At 55.9% G+C, this 25,488-nt stretch carries 24 protein-coding genes; 12 read left to right on the plus strand and 12 right to left on the minus strand.

Annotation, left to right across the window (positions count from 1 at the left end):
- Positions 1 to 13 precede the first annotated feature (13 nt).
- Genes surA through apaH form a run of 5 tightly spaced genes read left to right on the plus strand, consistent with a single transcriptional unit; the run spans position 14 to position 4,336 of the window.
- Positions 14 to 1,300, plus strand: a complete 1,287-nt coding sequence (surA, locus tag ACOYA6_RS13400) for a peptidylprolyl isomerase SurA (protein ID WP_039030406.1) — start codon at positions 14 to 16, stop codon at positions 1,298 to 1,300.
- A complete protein-coding gene (gene pdxA / locus ACOYA6_RS13405; protein ID WP_138370415.1) occupies positions 1,300 to 2,286 on the plus strand; it encodes a 4-hydroxythreonine-4-phosphate dehydrogenase PdxA in 987 nt (328 codons plus the stop codon). The genes surA and pdxA overlap by 1 nt, the downstream gene beginning before the upstream one ends.
- Positions 2,283 to 3,104 (plus strand): 16S rRNA (adenine(1518)-N(6)/adenine(1519)-N(6))-dimethyltransferase RsmA, encoded by an 822-nt coding sequence (rsmA, locus tag ACOYA6_RS13410; RefSeq protein ID WP_039030408.1) that lies wholly within the window; start codon positions 2,283 to 2,285, stop codon positions 3,102 to 3,104. The genes pdxA and rsmA overlap by 4 nt, the downstream gene beginning before the upstream one ends.
- 3 nt (positions 3,105 to 3,107) lie before the next feature.
- Positions 3,108 to 3,485, plus strand: a complete 378-nt coding sequence (gene apaG / locus ACOYA6_RS13415; RefSeq protein WP_039030409.1) for a Co2+/Mg2+ efflux protein ApaG — start codon at positions 3,108 to 3,110, stop codon at positions 3,483 to 3,485.
- A 2-nt stretch (positions 3,486 to 3,487) separates the two neighbouring features.
- Positions 3,488 to 4,336 carry a bis(5'-nucleosyl)-tetraphosphatase (symmetrical) ApaH gene (gene apaH, locus ACOYA6_RS13420; RefSeq protein ID WP_138370414.1) on the plus strand — a complete coding sequence of 283 codons (849 nt, stop codon included), beginning with the start codon at positions 3,488 to 3,490 and terminating at the stop codon, positions 4,334 to 4,336.
- 44 nt (positions 4,337 to 4,380) lie between these two features.
- Here apaH and folA read toward each other — a convergent pair whose 3' ends face one another.
- From folA to ACOYA6_RS13440, 4 genes are all read right to left on the minus strand, one after another.
- On the minus strand, positions 4,381 to 4,860 hold the full coding sequence (gene folA, locus ACOYA6_RS13425; protein WP_039030411.1) for a type 3 dihydrofolate reductase: 480 nt from the start codon (positions 4,858 to 4,860) through the stop codon (positions 4,381 to 4,383).
- Positions 4,861 to 4,974: 114 nt separating this feature from the next.
- On the minus strand, positions 4,975 to 6,840 hold the full coding sequence (gene kefC / locus ACOYA6_RS13430; RefSeq protein ID WP_422654830.1) for a glutathione-regulated potassium-efflux system protein KefC: 1,866 nt from the start codon (positions 6,838 to 6,840) through the stop codon (positions 4,975 to 4,977).
- Positions 6,833 to 7,363 (minus strand): glutathione-regulated potassium-efflux system oxidoreductase KefF, encoded by a 531-nt coding sequence (gene kefF / locus ACOYA6_RS13435; RefSeq protein WP_039030413.1) that lies wholly within the window; start codon positions 7,361 to 7,363, stop codon positions 6,833 to 6,835. The genes kefC and kefF overlap by 8 nt, the downstream gene beginning before the upstream one ends.
- Positions 7,364 to 7,765: 402 nt before the next feature.
- A complete protein-coding gene (locus ACOYA6_RS13440; protein ID WP_231568137.1) occupies positions 7,766 to 8,305 on the minus strand; it encodes a hypothetical protein in 540 nt (179 codons plus the stop codon).
- A gap of 316 nt (positions 8,306 to 8,621) precedes the next feature.
- Here ACOYA6_RS13440 and ACOYA6_RS13445 point away from each other — a divergent pair, with 316 nt between their 5' ends.
- Entirely contained in the window at positions 8,622 to 10,616 is a 1,995-nt protein-coding gene (locus ACOYA6_RS13445) for an autotransporter family protein (protein ID WP_422654831.1), read from the plus strand.
- A gap of 51 nt (positions 10,617 to 10,667) precedes the next feature.
- On the opposite strand, the gene ACOYA6_RS13450 is transcribed toward ACOYA6_RS13445, so the two are convergent.
- The 5 genes from ACOYA6_RS13450 to ACOYA6_RS13470 all read right to left on the minus strand — a co-directional run bounded on the left by ACOYA6_RS13450 (position 10,668) and on the right by ACOYA6_RS13470 (position 17,898).
- Entirely contained in the window at positions 10,668 to 10,901 is a 234-nt protein-coding gene (locus tag ACOYA6_RS13450; protein ID WP_223074978.1) for a YgdI/YgdR family lipoprotein, read from the minus strand.
- Positions 10,902 to 11,089: 188 nt separating this feature from the next.
- Positions 11,090 to 14,314 (minus strand): carbamoyl-phosphate synthase large subunit, encoded by a 3,225-nt coding sequence (gene carB, locus ACOYA6_RS13455; RefSeq protein ID WP_223074979.1) that lies wholly within the window; start codon positions 14,312 to 14,314, stop codon positions 11,090 to 11,092.
- Positions 14,315 to 14,332: 18 nt separating this feature from the next.
- Complete coding sequence (carA, locus tag ACOYA6_RS13460; protein ID WP_039030417.1) at positions 14,333 to 15,481, minus strand: glutamine-hydrolyzing carbamoyl-phosphate synthase small subunit; 1,149 nt, start codon at positions 15,479 to 15,481, stop codon at positions 14,333 to 14,335.
- A gap of 455 nt (positions 15,482 to 15,936) precedes the next feature.
- The gene (gene dapB, locus ACOYA6_RS13465) at positions 15,937 to 16,758 is read right to left on the minus strand and encodes a 4-hydroxy-tetrahydrodipicolinate reductase (protein WP_138370411.1); all 822 of its coding nucleotides are present in this window, start codon (positions 16,756 to 16,758) and stop codon (positions 15,937 to 15,939) included.
- A gap of 132 nt (positions 16,759 to 16,890) precedes the next feature.
- Positions 16,891 to 17,898, minus strand: a complete 1,008-nt coding sequence (locus tag ACOYA6_RS13470) for a LacI family DNA-binding transcriptional regulator (RefSeq protein WP_039030419.1) — start codon at positions 17,896 to 17,898, stop codon at positions 16,891 to 16,893.
- Between the two features lie 187 nt (positions 17,899 to 18,085).
- On the opposite strand from ACOYA6_RS13470, the gene ACOYA6_RS13475 reads away from it, so the two are divergent.
- From ACOYA6_RS13475 to ACOYA6_RS13495, 5 genes are read left to right on the plus strand one after another with little or no spacing between them, the layout of a single operon-like run.
- The gene (locus tag ACOYA6_RS13475) at positions 18,086 to 19,828 is read left to right on the plus strand and encodes a class I mannose-6-phosphate isomerase (protein ID WP_422654832.1); all 1,743 of its coding nucleotides are present in this window, start codon (positions 18,086 to 18,088) and stop codon (positions 19,826 to 19,828) included.
- A gap of 2 nt (positions 19,829 to 19,830) precedes the next feature.
- Positions 19,831 to 20,259: a PTS sugar transporter subunit IIA gene (locus ACOYA6_RS13480; RefSeq protein WP_422654833.1), complete on the plus strand. Its 429-nt coding sequence runs from the start codon at positions 19,831 to 19,833 to the stop codon at positions 20,257 to 20,259.
- Between the two features lie 10 nt (positions 20,260 to 20,269).
- Complete coding sequence (locus ACOYA6_RS13485; RefSeq protein WP_039030422.1) at positions 20,270 to 20,764, plus strand: PTS sugar transporter subunit IIB; 495 nt, start codon at positions 20,270 to 20,272, stop codon at positions 20,762 to 20,764.
- A gap of 10 nt (positions 20,765 to 20,774) precedes the next feature.
- The gene (locus ACOYA6_RS13490) at positions 20,775 to 21,572 is read left to right on the plus strand and encodes a PTS mannose/fructose/sorbose/N-acetylgalactosamine transporter subunit IIC (protein ID WP_039030423.1); all 798 of its coding nucleotides are present in this window, start codon (positions 20,775 to 20,777) and stop codon (positions 21,570 to 21,572) included.
- The gene (locus tag ACOYA6_RS13495; protein ID WP_422654834.1) at positions 21,572 to 22,390 is read left to right on the plus strand and encodes a PTS system mannose/fructose/sorbose family transporter subunit IID; all 819 of its coding nucleotides are present in this window, start codon (positions 21,572 to 21,574) and stop codon (positions 22,388 to 22,390) included. Before ACOYA6_RS13490 ends, ACOYA6_RS13495 begins: the two co-directional genes overlap by 1 nt.
- 27 nt (positions 22,391 to 22,417) lie before the next feature.
- Here the strand turns inward: ACOYA6_RS13495 and ACOYA6_RS13500 are convergent, their stop codons facing one another.
- The 3 genes from ACOYA6_RS13500 to ACOYA6_RS13510 form a co-directional block, all read right to left on the minus strand.
- Positions 22,418 to 23,188, minus strand: a complete 771-nt coding sequence (locus ACOYA6_RS13500) for a glucose-6-phosphate isomerase family protein (protein WP_138370405.1) — start codon at positions 23,186 to 23,188, stop codon at positions 22,418 to 22,420.
- Positions 23,181 to 23,744 carry a glucose-6-phosphate isomerase family protein gene (locus ACOYA6_RS13505; protein ID WP_039030426.1) on the minus strand — a complete coding sequence of 188 codons (564 nt, stop codon included), beginning with the start codon at positions 23,742 to 23,744 and terminating at the stop codon, positions 23,181 to 23,183. Before ACOYA6_RS13505 ends, ACOYA6_RS13500 begins: the two co-directional genes overlap by 8 nt.
- Positions 23,745 to 23,844: 100 nt before the next feature.
- Positions 23,845 to 24,489: an alanyl-tRNA editing protein gene (locus ACOYA6_RS13510; RefSeq protein ID WP_422654835.1), complete on the minus strand. Its 645-nt coding sequence runs from the start codon at positions 24,487 to 24,489 to the stop codon at positions 23,845 to 23,847.
- 92 nt (positions 24,490 to 24,581) lie between these two features.
- Here ACOYA6_RS13510 and ACOYA6_RS13515 point away from each other — a divergent pair, with 92 nt between their 5' ends.
- Positions 24,582 to 25,487 (plus strand): LysR family transcriptional regulator, encoded by a 906-nt coding sequence (locus ACOYA6_RS13515; protein WP_039030428.1) that lies wholly within the window; start codon positions 24,582 to 24,584, stop codon positions 25,485 to 25,487.
- Position 25,488: the final 1 nt, after the last annotated feature.

Here is a 25,488-nt window from a genome sequence, read left to right on the forward strand (position 1 = left end):
ATATGGAAAAAGTATGAAGAACTGGAAAACGCTGCTGCTCGGTATCGCTATGGTCGCGAATACCAGCTTCGCGGCCCCACAGGTTGTCGACAAAGTCGCTGCCGTTGTGAACAACGGTGTGGTACTTGAGAGCGACGTTGATGGTTTAATGCAGTCTGTGAAGCTCAACGCGGGTCAGGCAGGTCAGCAACTTCCGGATGATTCCACGCTGCGTCATCAGATCCTTGAACGTTTGATCATGGATCAGATCGTTCTGCAGATGGGTCAGAAGATGGGTGTGAAGATCTCTGATGAGCAGCTCGATCAGGCTATCGCCAACATTGCGAAGCAGAACAACATGTCCGCCGACCAGATGCGCAGCCGTCTGGCCTATGACGGCATCAGCTATTCGACCTACCGTAATCAGATCCGCAAAGAGATGCTGATTTCAGAAGTGCGTAATAACGAAGTGCGTCGTCGCGTCACCATCCTGCCGCAGGAAGTGGATGCGCTGGCTAAGCAGGTTGGCAATCAGAACGATGCCAGCACCGAACTGAACCTGAGCCACATCCTGATCCCGCTGTCAGAAAACCCATCCTCTGACCAGGTAGCCGAGGCGGAAAGCCAGGCTCGCTCTATCGTCGATCAGGCGCGTAACGGCGGTGATTTCGGTAAACTGGCGATCACCTATTCGGCTGACCAGCAGGCGCTGAAAGGCGGCCAGATGGGCTGGGGTCGTATTCAGGAGCTGCCTTCTATCTTTGCCCAGGCGCTGAGCACGGCGAAGAAAGGCGATATCGTGGGTCCAATCCGTTCCGGCGTTGGCTTCCACATTCTGAAAGTGAACGATCTGCGCGGCCAGAGCCAGAGCATCTCCGTTACCGAAGTGCATGCCCGTCACATTCTGCTGAAACCTTCCCCGCTGATGAATGACGATCAGGCGCGGGCGAAACTGCAGCAGATTGCCGCCGACATCCGCAGCGGAAAAACCTCCTTCGCTAACGCGGCGAAAGAGTTCTCCCAGGATCCAGGTTCAGCCAATCAGGGCGGCGATCTGGGCTGGGCGGCAGCGGATATTTACGATCCGGCCTTCCGCGATGCGCTGATGAAAATGAACAAAGGTCAGTTGAGCGACCCGGTTCACTCCACCTTCGGCTGGCACCTGATTGAGCTGCTGGACACCCGCAACGTGGATAAAACCGATGCGGCGCAAAAAGATCGCGCCTACCGCATGCTGTTCAACCGTAAGTTCTCTGAAGAAGCAGCGACCTGGATGCAGGAACAACGCGCCAGCGCCTACGTCAAAGTTCTGAGCAACTAATGAAACAACATCGTGTTGTCATCACTCCCGGCGAACCCGCCGGGATTGGTCCCGACCTGGTCGTCCAGCTTGCCCAGCGCAGCTGGCCGGTCGAACTGGTGATCTGTGCCGATGCCAGCGTGCTCGAAGCGCGGGCGAAGCAGCTTAATCTGCCGCTCACGCTTCTGCCGTATCAGGCTGAAAACGCCCCCCTCCCCCAGCAAGCGGGTACCTTAACGCTGTTACCCATTCCGCTACGTGCCCCGGTTATCCCAGGTCAACTGAGTACCGAAAATGGCCATTATGTGGTGGAGACGCTGGCGCGCGCCTGTGACGGCTGTCTGAGCGGGGAATTTGCCGCGCTGATCACCGGCCCCGTTCATAAAGGGGTGATCAACGACGCCGGCGTGGCCTTTACCGGTCATACCGAATTTTTTGAAGAGCGTTCGCATAGCCCTAAAGTGGTGATGATGCTGGCAACCGAGGAGCTGCGGGTTGCTCTGGCCACCACGCACCTGCCGATCAAAGCCGTTTCCGACGCCATTACGCCGGATCTGCTGCGCGACGTCATCGCCATTCTGCATCACGATTTACGCACCAAATTCGGTATTGCCAGCCCGCACGTGCTGGTGTGTGGCCTGAATCCGCACGCGGGCGAAGGCGGGCATATGGGAATGGAAGAGATCGATACCATCATTCCGGTACTGGATGAGATGCGTGCTCAGGGAATGAATCTCAGCGGGCCGCTGCCTGCAGATACCCTTTTCCAGCCGAAATACCTTGATCATGCCGACGCCGTGCTGGCGATGTACCACGATCAGGGCCTTCCCGTGCTAAAATACCAGGGCTTTGGCCGCGGCGTGAATATCACCCTCGGTTTACCCTTTATTCGAACTTCTGTTGACCACGGTACTGCACTCGATTTAGCAGGCCAGGGAAAAGCAGATGTCGGCAGTTTTATTACGGCGCTTAATCTCGCCATCAAAATGATTGTTAATACTCAATGAATAATCGCGTCCACCAGGGCCATTTAGCCCGTAAACGTTTCGGGCAAAACTTCCTCAACGATCAGTTCGTGATCGAAAGTATTGTTTCGGCTATCAATCCACAAAAAGGCCAGGCGATGGTCGAGATCGGGCCGGGTCTGGCTGCACTGACCGAACCGGTTGGTGAGCGCCTCGATGAACTGACCGTCATCGAACTGGACCGCGATCTGGCAGCCCGCCTGCAGACGCACCCGTTCCTTGGGCCAAAGCTGACGATTTATCAGCAGGATGCCATGACCATGAACTTCGGCGAACTGGCGGAGAAAATGGGTCAGCCGCTGCGCGTTTTCGGCAACCTGCCGTATAACATCTCCACGCCGCTGATGTTCCACCTGTTTAGCTATACTGATGCCATTGCGGACATGCACTTCATGTTGCAAAAAGAGGTCGTTAATCGACTGGTTGCAGGGCCGAACAGTAAAGCGTATGGTCGTTTAAGCGTGATGGCACAGTATTTCTGTAACGTGATCCCGGTACTCGAAGTGCCGCCGTCAGCGTTTACGCCGCCGCCGAAAGTTGACTCTGCGGTGGTGCGCCTGGTGCCGCATAAAACGAAGCCGTATCCGGTCAAAGAGCTGCGCGTGCTGAGCCGCATCACCACCGAAGCCTTTAACCAGCGTCGTAAAACGATTCGTAACAGCCTTGGCAATCTGTTTACCGTTGAAGTGTTAGCCGGGCTGGGTATCGACCCGGCAATGCGTGCGGAGAACATTTCCGTAGAACAGTACTGCAAGCTGGCTAATTACATCAGCGAAAATGCGCCGCCGAAGGAGAGCTAAGCCATGATTAATTCGCCCCGCGTATGTGTTCAGGTGCAAAGCCTTTATATCGAGTCTCAATCCACGCCGGATGAAGAACGTTTTGTTTTTGCTTACACCGTGACCATTCGCAATCTCGGGCGAACTCCTGTGCAGCTGCTGGGGCGTTACTGGCTTATCACCAACGGCAACGGCCGTGAAATTGAAGTGCAGGGCGAAGGTGTGGTGGGTGAACAGCCGCACATTGCGCCCGGCGAAGAGTATCAGTACACCAGCGGCGCGGTAATCGAAACGCCGCTGGGTACCATGCAGGGCCATTATGAAATGGTCGATGCCGAGGGTAATGCATTCCGCATTGCCATTCCTGTTTTCCGTCTGGCTGTACCAACACTCATTCACTAAACATGTCTACATATCTCATTGGCGACGTTCACGGTTGCTACGATGAACTGATCGCATTGTTAAAGCAGGTGGATTTTACCCCGGGTACAGACACGCTGTGGCTTACGGGCGATCTCGTTGCCCGCGGCCCTGCCTCGCTTGACGTCCTGCGCTATGTTAAATCTCTGGGCGACAGCGTACGGATCGTCCTTGGCAACCACGACCTGCATCTGCTGGCCGTCTATGCCGGGATCAGCCGTAATAAACCGAAAGACAGGATCACCCCGCTGCTGGATGCGCCTGACGCCGATGAGCTGATTAACTGGCTGCGTCGCCAGCCGCTGCTACAGATCGACGAAGAGAAAAAGCTGGTGATGGCCCACGCGGGCATTACTCCCCAGTGGGATCTGCAAACCGCAAAAGAGTGCGCCCGTGACGTCGAAGCGGTGCTCGCCAGCGACTCATACCCGTTCTTCCTCGATGCCATGTATGGCGACATGCCCAACAACTGGAGCACGGAGCTGAGCGGCGTTGCGCGCCTGCGTTTTATCACGAACGCTTTTACCCGCATGCGCTACTGCTTCCCGAACGGTCAGCTGGATATGTACTGCAAGGATGTGCCGGAAAACGCGCCGACCCCGCTCAAGCCGTGGTTTGCTATCCCCGGGCCGGTGACGGACCAGTACAGCGTGATCTTCGGACACTGGGCATCGCTGGAAGGGAGAGGCACGCCTGAAGGCATTTATGGGCTGGATACGGGTTGCTGCTGGGGCGGAGAACTCACCTGTCTGCGCTGGGAAGATAAAGCCTACTTTATGCAGCCTTCGAACCGGCACCAGGATTCAGGTGAGAATGAAGCAGTAGCGTCGTAGAAGAGAGCTGCACCTCTCCCGGCGGGAAAGGTGCAGTTAACACATTAGCGGCGTTCAAGGATCTCGAAGCAGTAGCTATGCGAATTTTGCGCGTCAGCGTCGTGGAATTCGCTGAACACCGATTCCCACTCGTCAGGATCGTAGTCCGGGAAATGGGTATCCCCTTCCACTTCAGCATCAATATGGGTCAGATATAACTTCTGCGCTTTCGGCAGGAACTGCTCATACACGCGCCCCCCGCCAATCACCATTATCTCTTCAGCATCGCCGCAGGCAGCAATGGCTTCGTCAATGGATTTAACCCACTCAACCCGCTCATCGGTGCCGGGCTGGCTGCTTATTACGATGTTTTTACGGCCCGGCAACGGGCGCCCGATTGACTCCCAGGTCAGGCGACCCATTACTACCGGCTTGTTCAACGTTGTACGTTTAAACCACGCGAGATCGGCAGGCAGATTCCACGGCATGGCGTTTTCCATGCCAATCACGCGATCTACCGCAAGCGCCGCAATCAGACTGATCATTGGTTATTTCCCGGATGCAAAAAATTGCCGCCACTATACGGAAAGCTTAATCTTTCGTCGACTGGCGGCAGAGTAAAGAACAGGAAATTTTTTATATTTGCTGGCAACCCCGCTTCACGCTACAGGTTTACTCTCCGGCTCATCGTGCGGATCGCCGGTATGCTTACCCTCTTCGGTTCCCTGCCAGCCATGGCGCTGGGTCAGCGAGAGGTGATTTCGGTCTTCATTGATGATCTCCGTCAGCATGGCGCTGGTGCGTTTCACCACCGCCGCGCGCGAGGTAGCATCGTTTTCAACCATCGCCGCCATCTCTTCGACCATCTCCATATTAAACCGGCGGAACAGATCGGCGCGCTCCCGGGCCTCATAAGCCCCGAGACCGAGGCTCTCCAGCGCCAGCCGACCGGATTTGAGCGCGCCTTCGAAGGTTTCACGCTCCGGCGCGTCGATACCCATCTGGCGGAGCTGGATGTAATGATCAACATCGCGGGCGCGGGAGATGATCTTCAGATGCGGAAAATGCGTCTTCGCCAGCTCCGCCAGCTGCAGGCTGTTCTTCGGATCGTCTATTGCGTTGATTAACACTTCGGCCTTCTGCGCCCCGGCGGACTCGAGCAGATCAACCCGGGTGGCATCGCCATAAAAGACCTTCATATCAAACTTGCGCAAGGTTTCAACGTGGTCCGGATCGTGATCGAGGATGACCATCTTGACGCCGCTGGAGAGCAACAGACGGCCTGCAATCTGGCCGAAGCGACCAAACCCGGCGATGATCACCCGCGGCTGTTCTTCGTCAATTTCATCAGCCTCGTGCTGCTGACCACTGTCGGCGGCCTCCAGACGCGTCAACACCACCAGCAGCAGCGGTGTTACCGCCATCGACAGTGCGACCGCCAGCGTCAGCGCCTTCGCCCATTCAGGATCGAGCACGTTCGCCATGTTCGCTGCGCCAAAGACCACAAACGCAAACTCACTCCCCTGGCCCAGCAGCACCGCAAACCAGCGACGCTGTTTTGCGGGAACCTTCAGCGGGCGAGCCACCAGCCAGAGCATGGCCATTTTAATGACCAGGAAGCCCACCAGCAGGATGGCGATGCGCAGCGGATGGGTCACCAGCGTCCCGAAGTCAACGGACATCCCCACGCCGATGAAGAACAGCCCCAGCAGCAGGCCCTTGAAGGGCTCAATATCGCTTTCCAGCGCGTGGCGATACTCGGAGCTCGCCAGCAGCACGCCTGCCAGGAACGCGCCCATCGCCATAGAGAGCCCGGCCTCTTCCAGCATCAGGCCAAAACCGAAGACCAGGAACAGGGCCACGGCGCTGAACACTTCCCGCAGGCCGGAACGGGCAACAAAACGCAATAATGGCCGGCTGACGTACCGGCCCAGCAGAACCACCAGGGTCAGCGCCCCGGCGACTTTTAATGCAGAAAGCGCAAATGCGCCCAGGGTCGTAGACGCTCCGGAGGTAGCCAGCAGCGGGATCATCGCCACCAGCGGAATAGCGGCAATATCCTGGAACAACAGCACCGAGAAGGCGCTGCGCCCCATCTGGGAAACCGTCAGGTTGCGTTCATTCATGGCCTGCATGGCGATGGCCGTGGACGAGAGCGCCAGGGTCATGCCGATCAGCTCAGCCACTTTCCAGTCCATGCCCAGCAGGATGCAGAACCCGCCCAGCAGCAGGCCGCAGGCCAGCATCTGCAACGCCCCGCCGCCAAATACCGAGGCGCGCAGCTTCCACAGGCGACGCGGATCCAGCTCCAGACCGATGACGAAGAGCATCAGCACTACGCCGATTTCCGCAAAGTGCAGAATCGACTCGGCATCGGTGACCAGCCGTAGCCCCCACGGGCCAATGACGCAGCCGGCGATCAGATAGCCCAGCACCGAGCCAAGCCCAAGGCGCACGGCAACGGGCACAATCAGCGCCGCGGCGCCCAGGTAAATCAGCGCCTGAATCAGCGTATGGCTATCCATGGTGCGCCTCCTGCCAGTCGAGTAAACGTTGTTTATAGTGACGCGCCTGCGCCTGAAGGGTTTCGTCGTCGCAGACGAACGTGCAGTGCATGGCAAACGGCGGGAGCCAGTTCAGCCCACAGTAGAGCGCGGTGGCCTGCAGCGGCTGCGCCAGCACCTCAAACCCCGGGAAAGAACCGATATCAAAATGGCTTTCACCACCACCGGTGGTCACCGCCCACAGCAGACTTTTGCCCTTCAGCGCCCTGCCGTTATGGCCGTATGCCCAGCCGTGAGAGAACACCTTATCGATCCACAGCTTCAGCAGCGGCGGTATGCTGTACCACTGCATCGGATGCTGCCAGACGATGAGATCGGCACGGGATATCGCCTCTTGTTCGGCGGCGATATCGATATTGAAATCCGGATAGAGTTGATAAAGAGAGCGGATTTCCACCCCTTCAAGTGTCCTTACCTGATCAAGCATCCGCTTATTCGCATGGGAATGGTGCGGATAAGGATGCGCATAGACAATGAGTATCATGATTAACCTGGTTTAACTGCTTTCTTGTTGTAAGAGTCAGTGTAGACAGGAAAGGGAGGCGTTTGAAGGGCTCTGTGCCCTTGCCGGGGTTAACCGCAAAGATTGGTAAATCACTTTCTGGTCAGAATAATCATTTCCATTAAAAATATATCAAGAAAATATAATATTTATTATTCAAACCAATTAATCAGAAATAATAAAAGCAATGGAATAATTAAATTAAAATTAATCAAAAATTTAAAATGAATAGCTATACAAGAAATAGTTAAGAACCAATAATTTTGCTTTTAAGCTGCCATTTAAGTCTTAAAAAAACAGATAGTTAAAAAGTTGTTATCTAAATAGACATTTTTATAATCACAAAATGGATGTGGCAATGAAAACAAGAACACCGCAATTAAATCAGACGACAACATTTCTTAAAAGTCTTTTTCCGGCCTTATCAGCGTTAATTGCATTCACTCCACTAATGGGATTCGCAGAAACTACAATTAGCGGTTCTACGGACGCAGTACAGGTCTTTTCATCGGATACCTCATACATCATCCCGGAAGGGATCAACATTACCCCTGATTCCATTTTGCCCTCAGTCACTATTACGGATGGCATCATCGTCAGCGTCACGAATGGCGGGCAGATTACTGGCAAGGGTGATGGGATGCTCATCTCTACAGGATCCCAGCAAATTGTCGTAACAAACCAGGAAAATGCACTCATTAACTCTACTGGTGCCAACGGAATTACCGTTGCCAATATGGGCGGGGAAATAAATAACGCAGGCAAGATTAGTGGTGCTGAGTTCGGCATTAAGATTCTGGAAGACTCAAGCAACGTCAACGTCGCTAATACCGGCACTCTCGAAGGTAAAACAGCGCTCTTCGCAGAAGCTAGCGTCATAATCAATAATGAGGGCCTTTTAAAAAGCAACGGCGGTAATGGCATAGAGCTAACTACTGCTGGAAAAAGTAATCTTAATAATAGTACTGCCGGAGTGATTGATGGTGGGCTGAATGGTGTTATCGTGTCCGACGCTCACAGACTTCAGCTCGGTAATAGCGGGATGATAAGTGGTTCAGACAGCGCAATCACCTTTGCAAGTAACCAAACTAACACGCTAACATTGGATACTGGTTCCATACTTAATGGCGATGTCATCTCGACGAACTCCAGAACCAACACTTTAACATTACGAGGCACGGGCTCAGAAGACAGTAACTTCCGTGGCATGAATGCGGGTGACGGCTTCGCTTCCCTGACTATGAGCGGTAACGATTGGACGTTGACCGGCAATGTCGATGTGATCGGCTCCAACAACTCGATTAAGGTCAACACCGGTAAATTGACGCTGGCAGGCGATGTGAAAAACAGCGCCGGAAACACCCTGATCGCCAACGATGCAGCTCTACAGTTGGGTGACGGCACGAATACCGGTTCATTGACCGGCACAGTGAGCAATAACGGCACGTTGATCTTTAATCAGGGCTCCGACTCCACTTTCGCGACGGACATTACCGGCAGCGGTAACGTGCAAAAAATCGATGCCCATACGTTAATACTGTCCGGCAACAACAGCTACACCGGCAATACGCTGCTGAATAGCGGCACGACGCTGGTCGCTGAAGGCGCAACGCTGGGCAGCGCAGGCAACACCGCGACCGTGACGGTAGCGGATGGCGCCACCTTCGCCAGCGCAGGGACTGTTAACAACAATGTTGATATCCTGAGCGGCGGCGTGCTGGCTTCCTGGAATGCGGTATCCGGCAATAACGACACCCTTTCCGCCACGGCTAACACCATCAACGGCAATGTTAACAACAGCGGCACGCTGCAAATCAGCGGCCTCAACGACTATGTCGGCAATAAATTCACCATCAACGGCGACTATACCGGCCAGAGCGGCAGTAAGATCGTCATGAACAGCATCCTGGGCGAGGACAGTTCCCGTACCGATCATCTGACCATTACCGGCAACAGCGCGGGTCAGTCCGGTATCAAGCTCAGCAATATTGGCGGCCTCGGGGCGCAGACGGTCAACGGGATAGAAATTATCAACGTCGGCGGAAACTCTGATGCGGCCTTTACCCTGGCGAAACCTGCTGTAGTGGGTGCGTGGGAATACAACCTGAATCAGAAGAGCGATGGCAACTGGTACCTTGAATCCAAAACGCCACCTTCAGATGATAACCAGAACAACGGCGGCGATGATGACGGTAGCAGCACCGACAATACCGACAACGACGGTGACAACGATAACGGCGCTAATACCGATAACGGCGGAAACAACGATAACGGCGGAAATACAACTCCGGTAGCGCCTGAGGTAATGGCACCTGAAGTCGGTGCTTATCTGGGTAACTATCTGGCCGCCCAGGGGATGTTCCTGCATAAACGTGACGATCGCGATCAGCTCACGCTGCGCAACGGCGAAGACCTCAACACCTGGATGTATGTCAAAGGCCGTTATCATGATAACGACGTGGCGGGCGGGAAAGTCAACTACGACACCACCCAGTATGTGATGCAGGTCGGCAGCGATTTCATCAGCAAACAGATGGATACCGGCGTCCTGCATGGTGGGATGATGTTTGGTGCAGGCCAGGCCAAAACCGACTCCACCTCTGTGGGCAGCAAGCGTTCCGCGCACGGCAAGGTCGATGGTGTGAACGTCGGGGTATACGCCACCTGGCAGGAAGATCAGCAGCTGCGTAAAGGCAGCTATATCGACAGCTGGGCCTCATACGGCTGGTATCACAACAAGCTGAGAAGCGACGGACGCGACAATGAATCCTACAACAGCAGCGGTTTTGCCGTGTCGCTGGAAGCAGGTCATGCGTGGATTGTGGATTCAGAAAACGAAAGAACCTGGAAAATCGAGCCGCAGATCCAGGCGGTCTACAGCTATCTTGATCAGGACGATCATACTGACGCCGACGGCGTACGTATCACCACGCTTGATAACGACAGCATACTGGGTCGCCTGGGTGTGAAATCCAGCTACTTTAACCAGAAAGATGTACAGGCGTGGCAGCCGTATGTGGCGGTGAACTGGCTGAAAAGCGCCGGACAGAATGACCTGGCCTTTAACGGCGAAGCCTTCAGTAACGACACCCCGGACGACCGCGGCCAGCTGGAGCTGGGCGTAACCGGCAAGCTGAACGAGACCACGCTAATCTCCCTGCGCGCCAGCGGCGAATGGGGCGAAAACAGCTATGACGCCTATGGCGGCCATATCCTGTTAAATCACCGCTGGTAATTCCCGTTCCGTAATGAAAAATGCAGTGGCCCAGGCCACTGCATTTTTTTATCAGTTATCCAGCTCACCCATGGATTTAACCTGATCGCGGTTGATCTGCTCGGTCTGCCCGGTTTCCGCATTTTCATAGGACACCAGACCGGTATCATCATCCACCTGCGGTTTACCGTCGGTGACGATAGTTTTGCCATCGGTGGTTTTCACCGCCTGGTTAGATGAACAACCGGCTACGGTGAACAGCGCTGCGGCAGCAAAAATAGAAGTCAGCAAAAGTTTATTTCGCATGGTGTTCTCCCTGCTTTTCAGTTGGATTTAATTATCGACCTGACAATTTTAGGCTAACTGACTGACGGGAGATGGAAAAGCAGAAGGTTCTGAAGAGGGAGAACGCTATCGTAGGGCGGGTAAGCGAAGCGCCACCCGCCGTTTGCCCGGCGACGCTTTCGCTTGCCGGGCCTACGATAACAGCCGTATTACTTGTTAATCTGCGCGTGCATCTCCTGCACCGAAATCACCTTCTCGGTGGCATCCGCGTTCAGCGCCATCGCTGTCGCAAAACCGCCATTCAGGGTGGTGTCGTAGTGTACTTTGTACTGCAGCGCGCTGCGGCGAATCAGCTTGGAGTCTTCAATCGCCTGACGTCCTTCGGTGGTGTTGATGATGTAGGTGTATTCACCATTCTTGATACGGTCCTGAATGTGCGGACGACCTTCATGCACCTTGTTCACCAGACGCGGGTTGATACCGGCTTCACCCAGCACAATCGCGGTACCGTGGGTGGCGTCCAGTTCGAAGCCCTGTTTCAGCAGTTTCGCCGCCAGGTCGACCACACGCTCTTTATCCCCTTCACGCACGGACAGCAGCGCACGGCCCTGTTTCTTCATGGTGGAGTTACTGCCCAGCTGCGCCTTGGCGAACGCTTCTGCGAAGGTGCGGCCCACGCCCATGACTTCACCGGTAGAGCGCATTTCTGGCCCTAACAGCGGGTCAACGCCCGGGAATTTGTTGAACGGCAGCACCACTTCTTTCACCGAGTAGTACGGCGGGATAATCTCTTTGGTCACGCCCTGCTGTGCCAGCGTCTGGCCAGCCATCACGCGCGCCGCCACTTTCGCCAGCGGGATGCCGGTTGCTTTGGAGACGAACGGTACGGTACGCGCCGCACGCGGGTTGACTTCAATCAGGTAGACTTCGTTGTCTTTCACCGCAAACTGCACGTTCATCAGACCGCGAACCTGCAGCTCGAAGGCCAGCTTCTTCACCTGGTCGCGCATCACGTCCTGAATCTCTTTGCTCAGCGTATAGGCTGGCAGAGAACAGGCGGAGTCGCCGGAGTGAACGCCCGCCTGCTCGATGTGCTCCATGATGCCGCCAATCAGCACCATTTCGCCGTCGCAGATAGCATCAACGTCCACTTCGACTGCGTCATCCAGGAAGCGGTCCAGCAGTACCGGTGCGTCGTTAGAGACGCTGACCGCAGTCTGGAAGTAACGGCGCAGGTCGGCTTCGTCGTAGACGATTTCCATCGCACGGCCGCCCAGCACGTAGGAAGGACGCACCACCAGCGGGTAGGTGATCTCTTTGGCCTTCTCAACCGCCTGCTCAATGGCGGTGACGGTGGCGTTAGCCGGCTGTTTCAGCTTCAGACGGTCAACGGCATGCTGGAAACGCTCGCGGTCTTCCGCACGGTCAATCGCATCCGGGCTGGTACCGATGACCGGTACGCCTGCCGCTTCCAGCGCGCGCGCCAGCTTCAACGGCGTCTGGCCGCCGTACTGCACGATAACGCCTTTTGGCTTCTCGATGCGCACGATTTCCAGCACGTCTTCCAGAGTTACCGGCTCGAAGTAGAGACGGTCGGAGGTGTCGTAGTCGGTAGAGACGGTTTCCGGGTTACAGTTGACCATGATGGTCTCGTAACCGTCTTCGCGCAGCGCCAGTGAGGCGTGTACGCAGCAGTAGTCGAACTCGATGCCCTGGCCGATACGGTTTGGACCGCCGCCCAGCACCATGATTTTGTCGCGGTCAACGGACGGGTTCGCTTCGCACTCGTCTTCATAGGTGGAGTACATGTACGCGGTGTCGGTCGCAAATTCTGCCGCACAGGTATCCACGCGCTTGTAGACCGGGTGCAGGTCATACTGGTCACGCAGCTTGCGGATTTCCGCTTCACGCACGCCCGCCAGTTTTGCCAGACGCGCATCGGCGAAGCCCTTACGCTTCAGCATGCGCAGGAAGTCAGCGTCGAGGCCGTTGATGCCAATCTCAGCGACTTTCTCTTCCAGACGCACCAGCTCTTCAATCTGCACCAGGAACCAACGGTCGATGTTGGTCAGGTTGAAGACGCCATCGACGGACAGGCCAGCGCGGAAAGCATCGGCGATGTACCAGATACGCTCGGCGCCCGCGTCTTTCAGTTCGCGGCGGATTTTGGTCAGCGCTTCCGGGTCGTCCAGGCTCACTTTCGGGTCGAAACCGGTGGCGCCCACTTCCAGGCCGCGCAGCGCTTTCTGCAGAGATTCCTGCTGGGTACGGCCAATCGCCATCACTTCCCCAACAGATTTCATCTGGGTAGTCAGACGGTCGTTGGCGCCGGCAAACTTCTCGAAGTTGAAGCGAGGAATTTTTGTCACAACGTAGTCGATGGACGGCTCAAAGGATGCCGGAGTACGTCCGCCGGTGATGTCATTCATCAGTTCGTCGAGGGTGTAACCTACCGCCAGCTTCGCCGCGACTTTCGCAATCGGGAAGCCGGTGGCTTTCGATGCCAGCGCAGAGGAGCGGGAAACGCGCGGGTTCATTTCGATAACAATCAGACGACCGTTTTTCGGGTTAACCGAGAACTGAACGTTAGAGCCGCCGGTTTCGACGCCAATCTCACGCAGTACCGCCATCGAGGCGTTACGCATGATTTGGTACTCTTTGTCGGTCAGGGTCTGGGCCGGTGCCACGGTGATGGAGTCACCGGTGTGGATCCCCATGGCGTCGAAGTTTTCGATGGAGCAGACGATGATGCAGTTGTCGTTTTTATCACGCACCACTTCCATCTCGTACTCTTTCCAGCCGATCAGCGATTCGTCAATCAGCAGTTCGTTGGTTGGAGAGAGGTCCAGACCACGGGCGCAAATCTCTTCGAACTCTTCACGGTTGTACGCGATACCGCCGCCGGTGCCGCCCATGGTGAAGCTAGGACGGATGATGCACGGATAACCCACGTCAGCGGCAACCGCCAGCGCTTCTTCCATATTATGGGCGATACCGGAGCGCGCAGTGTCGAGGCCAATTTTTTTCATCGCCACGTCGAAACGGCGGCGGTCTTCTGCTTTATCAATCGCATCGGCAGTGGCGCCAATCATGGTCACGCCGAACTCAGCCAGCACGCCCTGACGCTCCAGCTCCAGCGCGCAGTTCAGCGCCGTCTGGCCGCCCATGGTCGGCAGCACCGCATCCGGACGCTCTTTTTCGATGATTTTGCGCACGACTTCCCAGTGAATTGGCTCGATGTAGGTGGCATCAGCCATTTCCGGGTCGGTCATGATGGTGGCCGGGTTGGAGTTTACCAGGATAACGCGGTAGCCCTCTTCGCGCAGGGCTTTACACGCCTGTGCGCCAGAGTAGTCGAATTCACAGGCCTGGCCGATAACAATCGGGCCAGCGCCAAGGATCAGGATGCTTTTTATGTCTGTACGTTTTGGCATGGTCTTCTCGGCTCCTGATTATTTAGCGGTCTTACGGTATTGCTCGATAAGTTCGATGAAGTGATCGAACAGCGGCGCGGCATCGTGCGGGCCTGGGCTTGCCTCCGGGTGACCCTGGAAGCTGAACGCCGGTTTGTCGGTACGATGGATACCCTGCAGGGTGCCATCGAACAGCGACTTGTGCGTAACGCGCAGGTTGGCAGGCATGGAGGCTTCATCGACGGCAAAACCGTGGTTCTGCGCGGTAATCATTACCGTGTTGTTGTCGATATCTTTCACCGGGTGGTTACCACCGTGGTGACCGAACTTCATCTTCACGGTTTTCGCACCGCTCGCCAGCGCCAGCAGCTGATGGCCGAGACAGATGCCGAACACCGGAATGTCGGTTTCAAGGAAGGTCTTGATCGCGTCGATAGCATAGTCGCACGGTGCCGGATCGCCCGGGCCGTTAGAGAGGAAGATCCCGTCCGGATTCATCTTCAGCACTTCATCTGCCGGGGTTTTAGCCGGCACAACGGTCAGGCGGCAGCCGCGGTCAACCAGCATACGCAGGATGTTACGCTTGGCGCCGTAGTCGTAGGCCACCACGTGGAACGGCAGCTCTTCTTCTTTTTTTGCTTCCGGCAGTTCGTCTGCCAGCGTCCAGCTACCCTGCGTCCAGCTGTAGGATTCAGCTGTGGTCACTTCTTTTGCCAGATCCATGCCGTTCAGACCCGGGAAGGCTTTGGCTTTTTCTTGCGCCAGGGCCGCGTCCAGGTTGTCGCCAGCGATGATGCAGCCGTTCTGGGCACCTTTTTCACGCAGCAGACGCGTCAGTTTACGGGTATCGATATCGGCAATCGCCACGATGTTATGGCGCTTCAGGTAGGAAGAGAGGTCTTCAGTATTGCGGTAGTTGCTGGCAATCAGCGGCAGGTCACGAATGATCAGACCTTGTGCATGTACCTGGGAGGACTCTTCATCAGCGGCGTTAGAGCCGACATTACCGATATGGGGATAAGTTAAAGTGACGATTTGGCGGGAATAGGAAGGATCAGTGAGGATTTCTTGATAACCGGTCATTGAAGTATTGAAAACGACTTCCCCAACCGCCGAACCTGTTGCCCCAATGGCCCGACCGATAAACTGGGTTCCGTCTTCCAGAACCAATAGCGCTGACTTAATCAAAACACCCTCCAGAGAATATTCACTCACTTTATTTGCATATTAATTCATAACCACAGTCTGAATCAATGCAAATCTGCTGCCAGTGGATTTTCGGCAAACGGCGGCATTCTGGAGATTTACCCGGGAGAAGTCAACTTAAAAAGTGGGTTTTGTTTGTGGTTTTCGTGTCACTGACCGGGCGGAGGATTATTAATGGCTAAAAAGATCAACTAAATCACTCAGGAAAACGCTTGCGAGACGAGTTTGTTGTTAAAACATCTGACCCGGCCTGAAAAAGTGGACCATCTGGTCAAAATTCACAATATTGAAACAAAAAATCATGGTATAAGTTATTTTTTATCGCGCTTGGAATAAAAACATACCTCAAGCTTGTAAAATTAAAGGGCAATAATTTATTGCCCTCTGCAATCAAGTAATTACGACTGCAATAACCACATCACGAAGGGTAACTATGATTATAAATTGTTGAGATCGAGCACATCTCGCATGTCATAAAGACCATCTTTTTTGCCTTTCAACCACATTGCAGAACGAACAGCCCCATTTGCAAAAGTCATGCGACTGGAGGCCTTATGGGTGATTTCAACGCGCTCACCGATGTCGGCAAACATGGCGGTATGTTCACCAACAATGTCGCCGGCACGCACGGTGGCAAAACCAATAGTGCCAGGAACGCGTTCACCGGTATGCCCTTCCCGGGTATAGACGGCACACTCTTTCAGATCTTTATCCATCGCCTGGGCAATCGCCTCGCCCATCGCCAGCGCGGTGCCGGACGGCGCATCCACTTTGTAGCGGTGGTGAGCTTCGACGATCTCGATGTCGGTGTAATCCCCCATTACCTTCGCCGCTTTCTCCAGCAGCTTGAGCATCACGTTCACGCCCACACTGAAGTTGGCTGCAAACACGACAGGGATCGCTTTTGCCGCATCCTGAATGGCCTGCTTACCGGCATCATCGAAACCGGTGGTACCAATAACCATGCCTTTGCCGTGCTGACGACAAAACGCCAGGTGGTGCAGCGTGCCTTCCGGGCGAGTGAAGTCGATGAAGACATCGAAGTCGTCTTTAACCGCCTCAAGGCTGCTCTGGACGGTGACGCCTGACTTGCCTGCGCCCGCCAGTTCGCCAGCATCGGCACCCAACAGCGTGGAACCTTCACGCTCCAGCGCCGCCCCCAGCGCCACGCCATCCATCTGCAATGTCGCCTGAATTAACTGGCGGCCCATACGACCACCCGCGCCGGCAATGGCGACACGGATCTGTGCATCATGCATAGTTATTCTCTTACGTTAAAATGATGTAAACCGTTTTCAGATTAACCAGCCTTCGCAAAGGCCGCCACAGAAAACGCCAATAATTAGAATTTAATGATAAACAGGGATAGATATCAGTTAAAGACATGATCGTCAGCGAAAACCGCATGATTCCCGCACCACCAGCGCAGGCGGCAGGATGATCCGTTTGGCGGGTTCGTCATTGCCCTGGATGCGGCTGTACAGCAGCTCCCCCGCCTTGCGGCCAATCTCCTTTGCCGCCACCGACACGGTGGTCAATGCCGGCTGGACCAGAGCCGCTTCGGTAATGTCATCGAAGCCGATCAGCGCAAAATCACGCCCCGGTTCGCGGCCCATCTTGCGTAAACTTTGCATCACCCCCAGCGCCACAATATCCTGGTAGCAAATTGCAGCGCTGATTTCTGGATTTTCAAGGAGTAACGCCTCCGCTACGCGCGCGCCATCGCTCTGGCTGGCCTGCGACGTTCTGATCCAGGCAGGATTCGGCGTCACGCCGAATTCCAGCAGCTTGCTGGTAAAACCACCGATACGCTGCGCCCGCGAACCCGAGTTCTGGCTCCCCCCGATAAACGCAATATGCCGATGGCCCATTCTGAGCAGATGCTCTGTCGCCATCTGCGTGCCCAGGAAGTTGTCCGTTCCGACAAAATCAAAATCCGGATCCTTCAGCGGGCGCACAACCATGATAGCCGGAATGTTGCGCCGCTTTAGCCCATCAAAAAAAGCCTGCGGCGTTTCGCGGGCCGCACACAGCACCATCCCTCCCACGTTATTGCGCATCAGCGAATCGACAAATTTTTGCTGTCGCTCTGCGGACTCCTCGCTGTTGGCCAGAAAAAGCAGCAGCTCATGGCGTTCCATTTCATGGCTTAGCCCTGCGGTCATCTCTCCGTAAAAAGGGTTGGTGATATCGTGCAAAAGCAGACCCACCTGGTTACTGCGGCGATTACGTAAATTGGCCGCCGTCTGGTTATAGACGTAGCCCGTTTCATCCAGCGCCTTTAGCACGCGCTCGCGCGTACTTTGCGAAATACGGCCTTTGTTACAGAGCACCATTGAGACCGTTGCCGTTGATACGCCAGCGCGTTTCGCGACGTCTGCCAGTGTCATTCCCGTCATGCTGTCTCCTTGCGTTTCATACAAGATTAATCGAATAACCTTTTTTATGCATTTTTCCCTGTGAGTCTCTTCACATTACCGCTACCGATCGGGATTACATTGCCATTTATGGCGGGTTAATCGCGTTAACCACTCTTCTCAAACGCGGTTAATCGAATAACCTTAAGTCACGATTATGGAGGATAAAATGACTGCCTACGACAAATTCCCCACGGTGACGATCCAGGGTTATGACGACAGCGCCTGGCAAGGATGGGAGGCGATTACCAATGCCCTTGAAGCAAAAACCCAGCCGCGCAGCCGCACCGTACTGGTGATCGATTGTTATCCGGGCGTGCGCATGACCGAACTTGAAGACAACGTGCTGCCGCGCCTACGCCCGGCGCTGACGATTAATGCCGGGCAGGCACGACAGGGTGCGCAGGCCATCCATGAGATGATTGCCCGCAACCTCACCGACGATCGCGTCTTTGGCGTGCTCTCCTGCCACCAGCTGGTTGAATTTTTTGACGCCGCGCGTCTGGAGGCATTGCAGACTCAGGTGAGCCAGTGTTCCGCAGGGCTGATTGTCATTTACGGCCCCGGTGCGGCGCTTATTCATCCGGGTGACGTGCTGGTGTACGCCGATCTTCCGCGCTGGGAGATCCAGCAGCGTATGCGCAGCGGTGAGATGGGCAACTGGGGGGCAGAGAATCAGCACGAGGATATGCTTCGTCGCTACAAGCGGGCTTTTTTTGTTGAGTGGCGCGTCTTCGATCGCCATAAAACCCCCCTGCTCAGGCGCGCCGATTTTTTACTGGATACCACCCGCAAAGCGCTTCCTGCGATGGTCACCGGCAAGGCGCTGCGGGCCGGGCTGACCCAGACCACTGCTCAGCCATTTCGCGTGGTGCCATTTTTCGATCCCGGCGTTTGGGGCGGCCAGTGGATGAAACAGCAATTCGATCTCGATCCCTCTGCACCCAATTACGCATGGTGTTTTGACTGCGTGCCCGAGGAGAACAGCCTGTTACTGCGTTTTGGCGCGGTGCGGATCGAGATCCCCTCTCAGGACCTGGTTTTACTTGAGCCTCGTGCGCTGCTGGGCGAGAAAGTTCACGCGCGTTTCGGCGCGGAGTTCCCGATCCGTTTTGACTTCCTGGATACCATCGGTGGCCAGAACCTGAGCTTCCAGGTCCACCCTGTTACCGAGTACATCCAGCAGCAGTTTGGGATGCACTACACCCAGGATGAGAGCTATTACATCCTGGAAGCCGGGCCGGGTGCCGTGGTCTACCTGGGCACCAAAACCGGTACCGATCCCCGGGCAATGATGGACGACCTCAGGCGTGCCGGGCGCGGTGAAAAATCTTTTGATGACGCCCGGTTCGTTAATCAGATCCCGGCGAAAAAACACGACCATTTTCTGATCCCTGCAGGTACGGTGCACTGCTCCGGCGCTGGAACAATGGTGCTGGAGATCAGCGCCACGCCATACATCTTCACCTTCAAACTGTGGGACTGGGGCCGCCTGGGCCTGGACGGCCTGCCGCGTCCGGTACATCTGGAACATGGTGAACAGGTCATCGACTGGCAGCGCGACACGCAGTGGGTCCATCAGCATCTGGTGAATCAGTTTGAACCCATTGCGCAAGGAGAGCGCTGGCGCGAAGAACGCACCGGCCTGCACGAGCGTGAATTTATCGAAACGCGTCGCCACTGGTTTAGCGAACCCGTTATCCATAACACCGCGGGTGGTGTGAATGTGCTCAATCTTATTGAGGGCGACGAAGCGATTGTCGACAGCCCTACCGGCGCTTTCGCGCCGTTTACCGTCCATTACGCCGAAACTTTCATTATCCCGGCAAGGGTGGGTGAATACCGCATTTCGCCTGCCGCCAGCGCGTCTGGACAGCAGCTGGCCACCATCAAAGCCTGGGTGAGGAGCTAACGATGATTCATTTTATAGTTGCAACCCACGGCCCGCTTGCCGCCGCGCTGCTTGAGAGTGGCCGGATGGTGTACAGCGACCTGCCCGGCGTGCACGCCGTCTGCCTGAGCGAACAGGCGGGAATTGAGGGTTTTCGCCGGGATTTTTGCGCCACGCTGAAAGCCGCGGGCGCCGATGCCGACGGCGTGCTGGTGCTGTGCGATATGCAAAGCGGCACGCCGTGGAACGTGGCGTGCGAGGTCGCCTTTAATCCACAAACGCGGCCCCCGGTCGCCGTGGTGGCGGGGGTCAACTTCCCGATGTTACTGCAAACCGACGAAGTGATGGCGGCAAGCGATGTCCATCACGCCGCCGCGCAACTTATCGAACTCACTCTACCGACGCTGATTCAGGCAACGCCGACAGAGTCTGTACAGACAGACGATTTTTGAGGAGCCGCATATGAGTATTTCTTTTGTACGTATTGACGATCGCGTCATCCATGGGCAGCTCATTACACGCTGGGCCAGGGAGCTGCCCTGTGACGGCATCGTTGCCATTGACGATGCCGTTGCGGCCGATCCGCTGCTGTCGTCAGTCATGAAAGGAGCCGTCTCTGACACCAAAGTGTGGCTTTTTGATACGGCAACGGCCATTGAAAAACTGCCAAAAGTGATCGCCAGCGAGAAACGCTATTTTGTGATTGGTAAATCGCCGCTCACGCTACAGCGCATTGAACAGGCGGGTATCAGCCTGAAAAACAGCAATGGCAAAATTAACGTAGGGCCGATGAGCGCCCGGGCGAACACGATTACCATCGGCCCGAATCAGTCGGTAACGAACGAGGAAGCCGCGGCCTTCGAGTGGCTAACCGGCCAGGGGCACGAAATTGAATTTCGCCTGGTTCCCGATGCCAGTTTTTACCGCTGGCAGGACGCCAGACTGAAGCTGAAATAAGGAGCGGATCATGATTATCGAAGCGGCGTTAATTGGTTTGCTCTGTTATCTGGGCGCCCTCAGCAGCCCGTGGCTTCTGGGGCTGACTGGCGGCTGGTATCTCATCTCCCGCCCGCTCATCTCCGGGATGCTGGTTGGCCTGATCCTGGGCGATATCAAAACCGGGATTATCATTGGCGTAGCCGTGCAGGCGGTCTATATCGCGATGGTGACACCCGGCGGCTCGATGCCAGCAGATTTAAACTTCGTGGCCTATCCGGCCATCGCGCTGGGGATCCTCTCCGGCAAAGGGCCAGAGGTCGCGGTGGCGCTGGCCGCCACTATCGGTATCGCTGGCACCATTCTGTTTAATGCGATGATGGTACTGAACTCATTCTGGAACCATCGGGCGGATGTGGCGCTTGAGCACGGCGACGAGCGCGGGATCTACCTCAACAGCGCCATCTGGCCGCAGGCGATGAACTTTGTACTGCGCTTTGTCCCGACCTTTATTGCCGTCTTTTTCGGCGCGCAGTACATCAGCGGCTTTATGGATAGCCTGCCGCAGATCGTCCTCTCCACCATGAACGTGCTGGGCGGTATTTTACCCGCCGTCGGTATCGCCATCCTGCTTAAGCAGATCATCAAAAGCTATACCATGCTCATCTACTTCCTGGTGGGCTTCGTCTGCATCGTATTTCTCAAACTCAATATGGTTGCGCTGGTGATCGTGGGCGCCCTGCTGGCACTCATCCATTACAACTACAAACCTGAAACGCCGCAGGCCGTGGCTTCTGCGCCGGTCGCTGACGACGAGGATGAATTCTGATGGAAGAACATAAACTTACCCGCAGAGATCTGCGCCGCTGCTGGCGGGCGTGGATGATGCATAACCTCTCCTCCATGAGCTTTGAACGTCTGGAATCCTTCGGCTTCTGCCTGAGCATGCTGCCGGTGGCAAAAAAGCTCTATCCTGATGCGGCTCAACGCACTGAAATGCTGCGCCGTCACGCGTCGTTCTACAACACAGAGCCGCAAATTGGCGCGATCGTCAACGGTATGGTGCTGGGTCTGGAGGAGAAAAAAGCCAACGGCGAGCCAATTGATGGTGAAACCATTAACACCCTGAAGGTAGGCCTGATGGGGCCGATCGCCGGCATCGGCGATTCTATGATCCCGGGCATGCTGATCCCGATCCTCCTAAGTATCGGGATGGCGCTGGCGGCAGGCGGAAATATCCTCGGCCCGCTGTTTTACACCGTCGCCTGGCTGGCCATTATCATTCCCGGCTCCTGGTTTCTGTTTCTCAAAGGCTACCAGATGGGCTCAGGCTCCGTGGAGATGCTGGTCAGCAGTAAATCCACCCGGCTTCGGGAGGCGCTCTCCCTCCTCGGGGTGTTCGTTATGGGCGGCGTGGCAGCCAGCTACGTGAAGCTCGGCACCGGCCTGGAGTTCATCACCCGGGACGGGGTTAACATTCACGTGCAGCAGATGCTGGACGGTATTTTCCCACAGCTGCTTCCGCTGACGGTGGTGCTGGGAACCTGGTATCTGATGGCAAAACGCGGCGTGTCGCCGGTTAAGGCCATGCTATTACTGCTGGTTCTGGCCGCGCTTGGCGTGGCGTCAGGTTTGTTCGCCGGATAAGAGAACCGGGGCGAGGCCCCGGTCACTTTATGGATGGAAGTTTTCCCACAGCCCGGCGGTTTTATCCGGTCGTGAGATAAACTGAAACCGCGCCGGATCGTCGATAAACTGCTGATAAATAGGGGCATCGGTAATACCGAATTCCGAATAACCGCGCGGCGTAATCATCTGTAATCGCCCCGGCCTGTAGTGGCTATTTTGCTGCCAGACAATATGATCGCCCTGAACCAGGGGATACCATGCCAGCCCTTTGCGCGCACGCACGGCGTCATACTCAAAGCCGTATTCCCGATCGCACCACGCGCCAAAGGTCAGCGGCTCCCCGGCAGAGGCTGAAATGGTCGCATGGCCCCATCCGGGCGGAACCAGCACTTTTTCACCCGGTCCCGCCAGCACCGCAAAGCAGCGTCCCGGATCGTCATCAACAAACTCCTGCATATAGATAATCGCTTTACCCTGCCAGATTTCATACAGCTCAGGGGGCGACCATCCGCTGTGTTGGCTGATACGGTGCACATGCCCCTGGCTGCGGACCGGCTCATCGCCGAGCGTGCCTGCGGCGTAGGTCACCACGCCAAACAGCAGCATCCGTTTTTCGAGCTCTTGCCTGTCCGCCAGGCGCGCCACGTCCATCGCGATAGCATAAACCTGCTCCGGCCCTTCGCAGTCGGGATTGCGCAGCGACGGACGGATCTGATCCAGGGTGCGAATTTCCGGCATCGGGCCGGTAACGTCATCTCCGTAGCTGAAGCCCAATGGTCGATGCGCAATGGTCATATCCAGTCCGAAATTAATCATTGCGCGCCTCCCATTCCTGCAAGTGATGGTCAGAGGCAAATACGCGAAGCGCAAAACCACCGGCCAAAGCCGCATAGTCATGCCCGGCCACGCTGGGCCAGACCGCCAGCGCAGAAAGCGTCTCATCGCCGGTGTTAATCAGACGGTGCGCAGTAAAGGAGGGGATGATGTGCACAGAGCCGGGCTTCACGCGCTCAAGGCGCGCCTCACCGGACGCCGTCTGAAGCAGCAGCAGGCCGCGTCCGCACAGGCCAAAATAGACCTCGCCCTGTTCACGGCGCTGGTGAAAATGACCGCGCGTCATAAAAAACTCGTCACCGATTTTGCCCGCATACAGATGGGTAACGCCGACGTACAGCGCCCCTTCACCCGACGGGGAGTCGATCGTTTCAACGTCATAGAGGCGCTGCTGCGGATCGCAGCCACGCCATGCGTTGTTATCACTGAAAAGGTCTGGCAGATCGGCGAGGCGTGTCGTCTTGCGGATCAGTGGAGCATTAGCGAATACACCGCTGGCCCACGCCACCTGGGGTGGCAGGATTACGTCAGGATTCATGTTTATCTCCGGCCCGAGGAGAACAACATGGCAAGCTTACCAGATTAACCCGTTATCCTCCTGAGAAGCCGCCCGCTTTGTCGGGTTAATCACACGCCTGTTATGCCTGCTCATGGAGGGCATAAGTCACCACCAGCTGCCCTTTTTTCATTTTCAGCCCTAGGATCTGCATCCCATCGGTTTCAGCCAGCTGTTTAACATGCGTTCCACCACACGGATAGGCAGGAAGATCGCCAAAGCGAACCTTGCGCCTGCCCGCTTCAATGTCGGTATAAAGAAGCAGGTTGTCTGCTTGCCAGCCTTTAATCATCGCGAGCAGCGCGTTGGCATCAGGCATCGATATCTGTTGCTCCCGGGGGATAAAAGTAATTCGTCCCTCACCGGGCCAGTGATGGGCTTTTACTGGCTCCCAACCAAACCGCTCACCGGCGTAACCAATCAAATGGCCTGCGCTGTGCCAGCGGGAATGACGCGCTCGCGTACTTTTATCGATCTGCATTTCCACCACCGCGCCTGGCGCAAGCGGTTGAGCCAGAATGTGAATAACAGTCTCCCCGCGCAGGCTCACTCCCTCCACCGCAATCCCCGCGATCGCACCCCGATCCGCTGGCTGTCCGCCACCCTGCGGATGGAAAAGGGTCCGCTCCAGCTCAACGGCGTAGCGGCCATCAGGCTCGGATGTGCATCGGACCACCTTCGCGTGGCCTTCTGTCGCGTCACTTATGTAATAAAGTCGTTCTGTCATGGTTGTCCTCCTCTGTACCCTGACAGTATATTCATTACTTAAGCATCGATAATCCTGCTTTCAAACAATGCACTATTGCCTGGCAGACACAAATGAAACCTGCGCTCCTACCCGATCTTGCTACCTTCGTGACCATCATAGAGCACGGCAACTTTTCAACGGCTGCCCGTATTACGGGAGCAACGCCCTCGGCGATCAGCCGCTGTGTTTCACGCCTCGAAAAGGAGATGGGATGTAAGTTACTGCACCGCACCACGCGCAAGCTGGCCCTTACTGAAACCGGAAAATCGGTTTATGAACACGCGCTGGATATGCTGGAAGCGGCGCAACAGGCAATAGATTCCGGTAGCAGTCTGCAAACCGTTGCCCAGGGAAAGCTCACCTTGAGCGTGCCGAAAGCCGTAGGACGGTTTGTGATCCATCCGCTGATCCCGGCGTTCCTGGAGCGCTACCCACAAATTGACGTCTGCCTGCGTCTGGAAGATCGTTACATGGACCTGATCGAGGATGGTGTCGATCTGGCATTACGCATCACCAGGACGCCCTCTCCTGGCCTGTATGGAAAACCGCTGATGCCGGTAACCCATGTTATTTGCGCCACGCCAGAATACCTTCGTCGCAGAGGTACGCCACAGCATCCGCACGACCTGCGGGCACATAGCTGTATTTCGCTCGGTGAAACCCCGGCCGATTCACGCTGGAAATTCACCTTGCAGGGGAAAACGGAGATCGTCCAGACGCACGGACGCTACGCTGCTAACCACACGGGCGTGCGGCTGGATGCGGTCAAACAGCATGTCGGCATCGGGAGTTTACCGCTGTTTACCGCGCGAGAGGCTCTGGAACGAGGGGAGATTGTGCAGGTTCTGCCGGCTTGGGAGTTTATCAGCAGCTATACGGGCGACCTCTGGCTGCTGTGGACGCGCAACAAACATATGCCAGCCAGAATGCGGGCAATGATCAACTATCTGAATGAAAAAATGCCAGTCATTAAGTGAC

The organism is Leclercia barmai, assembly GCF_049312895.1.
Taxonomy (GTDB): Bacteria; Pseudomonadota; Gammaproteobacteria; order Enterobacterales; family Enterobacteriaceae; genus Enterobacter; species Enterobacter barmai.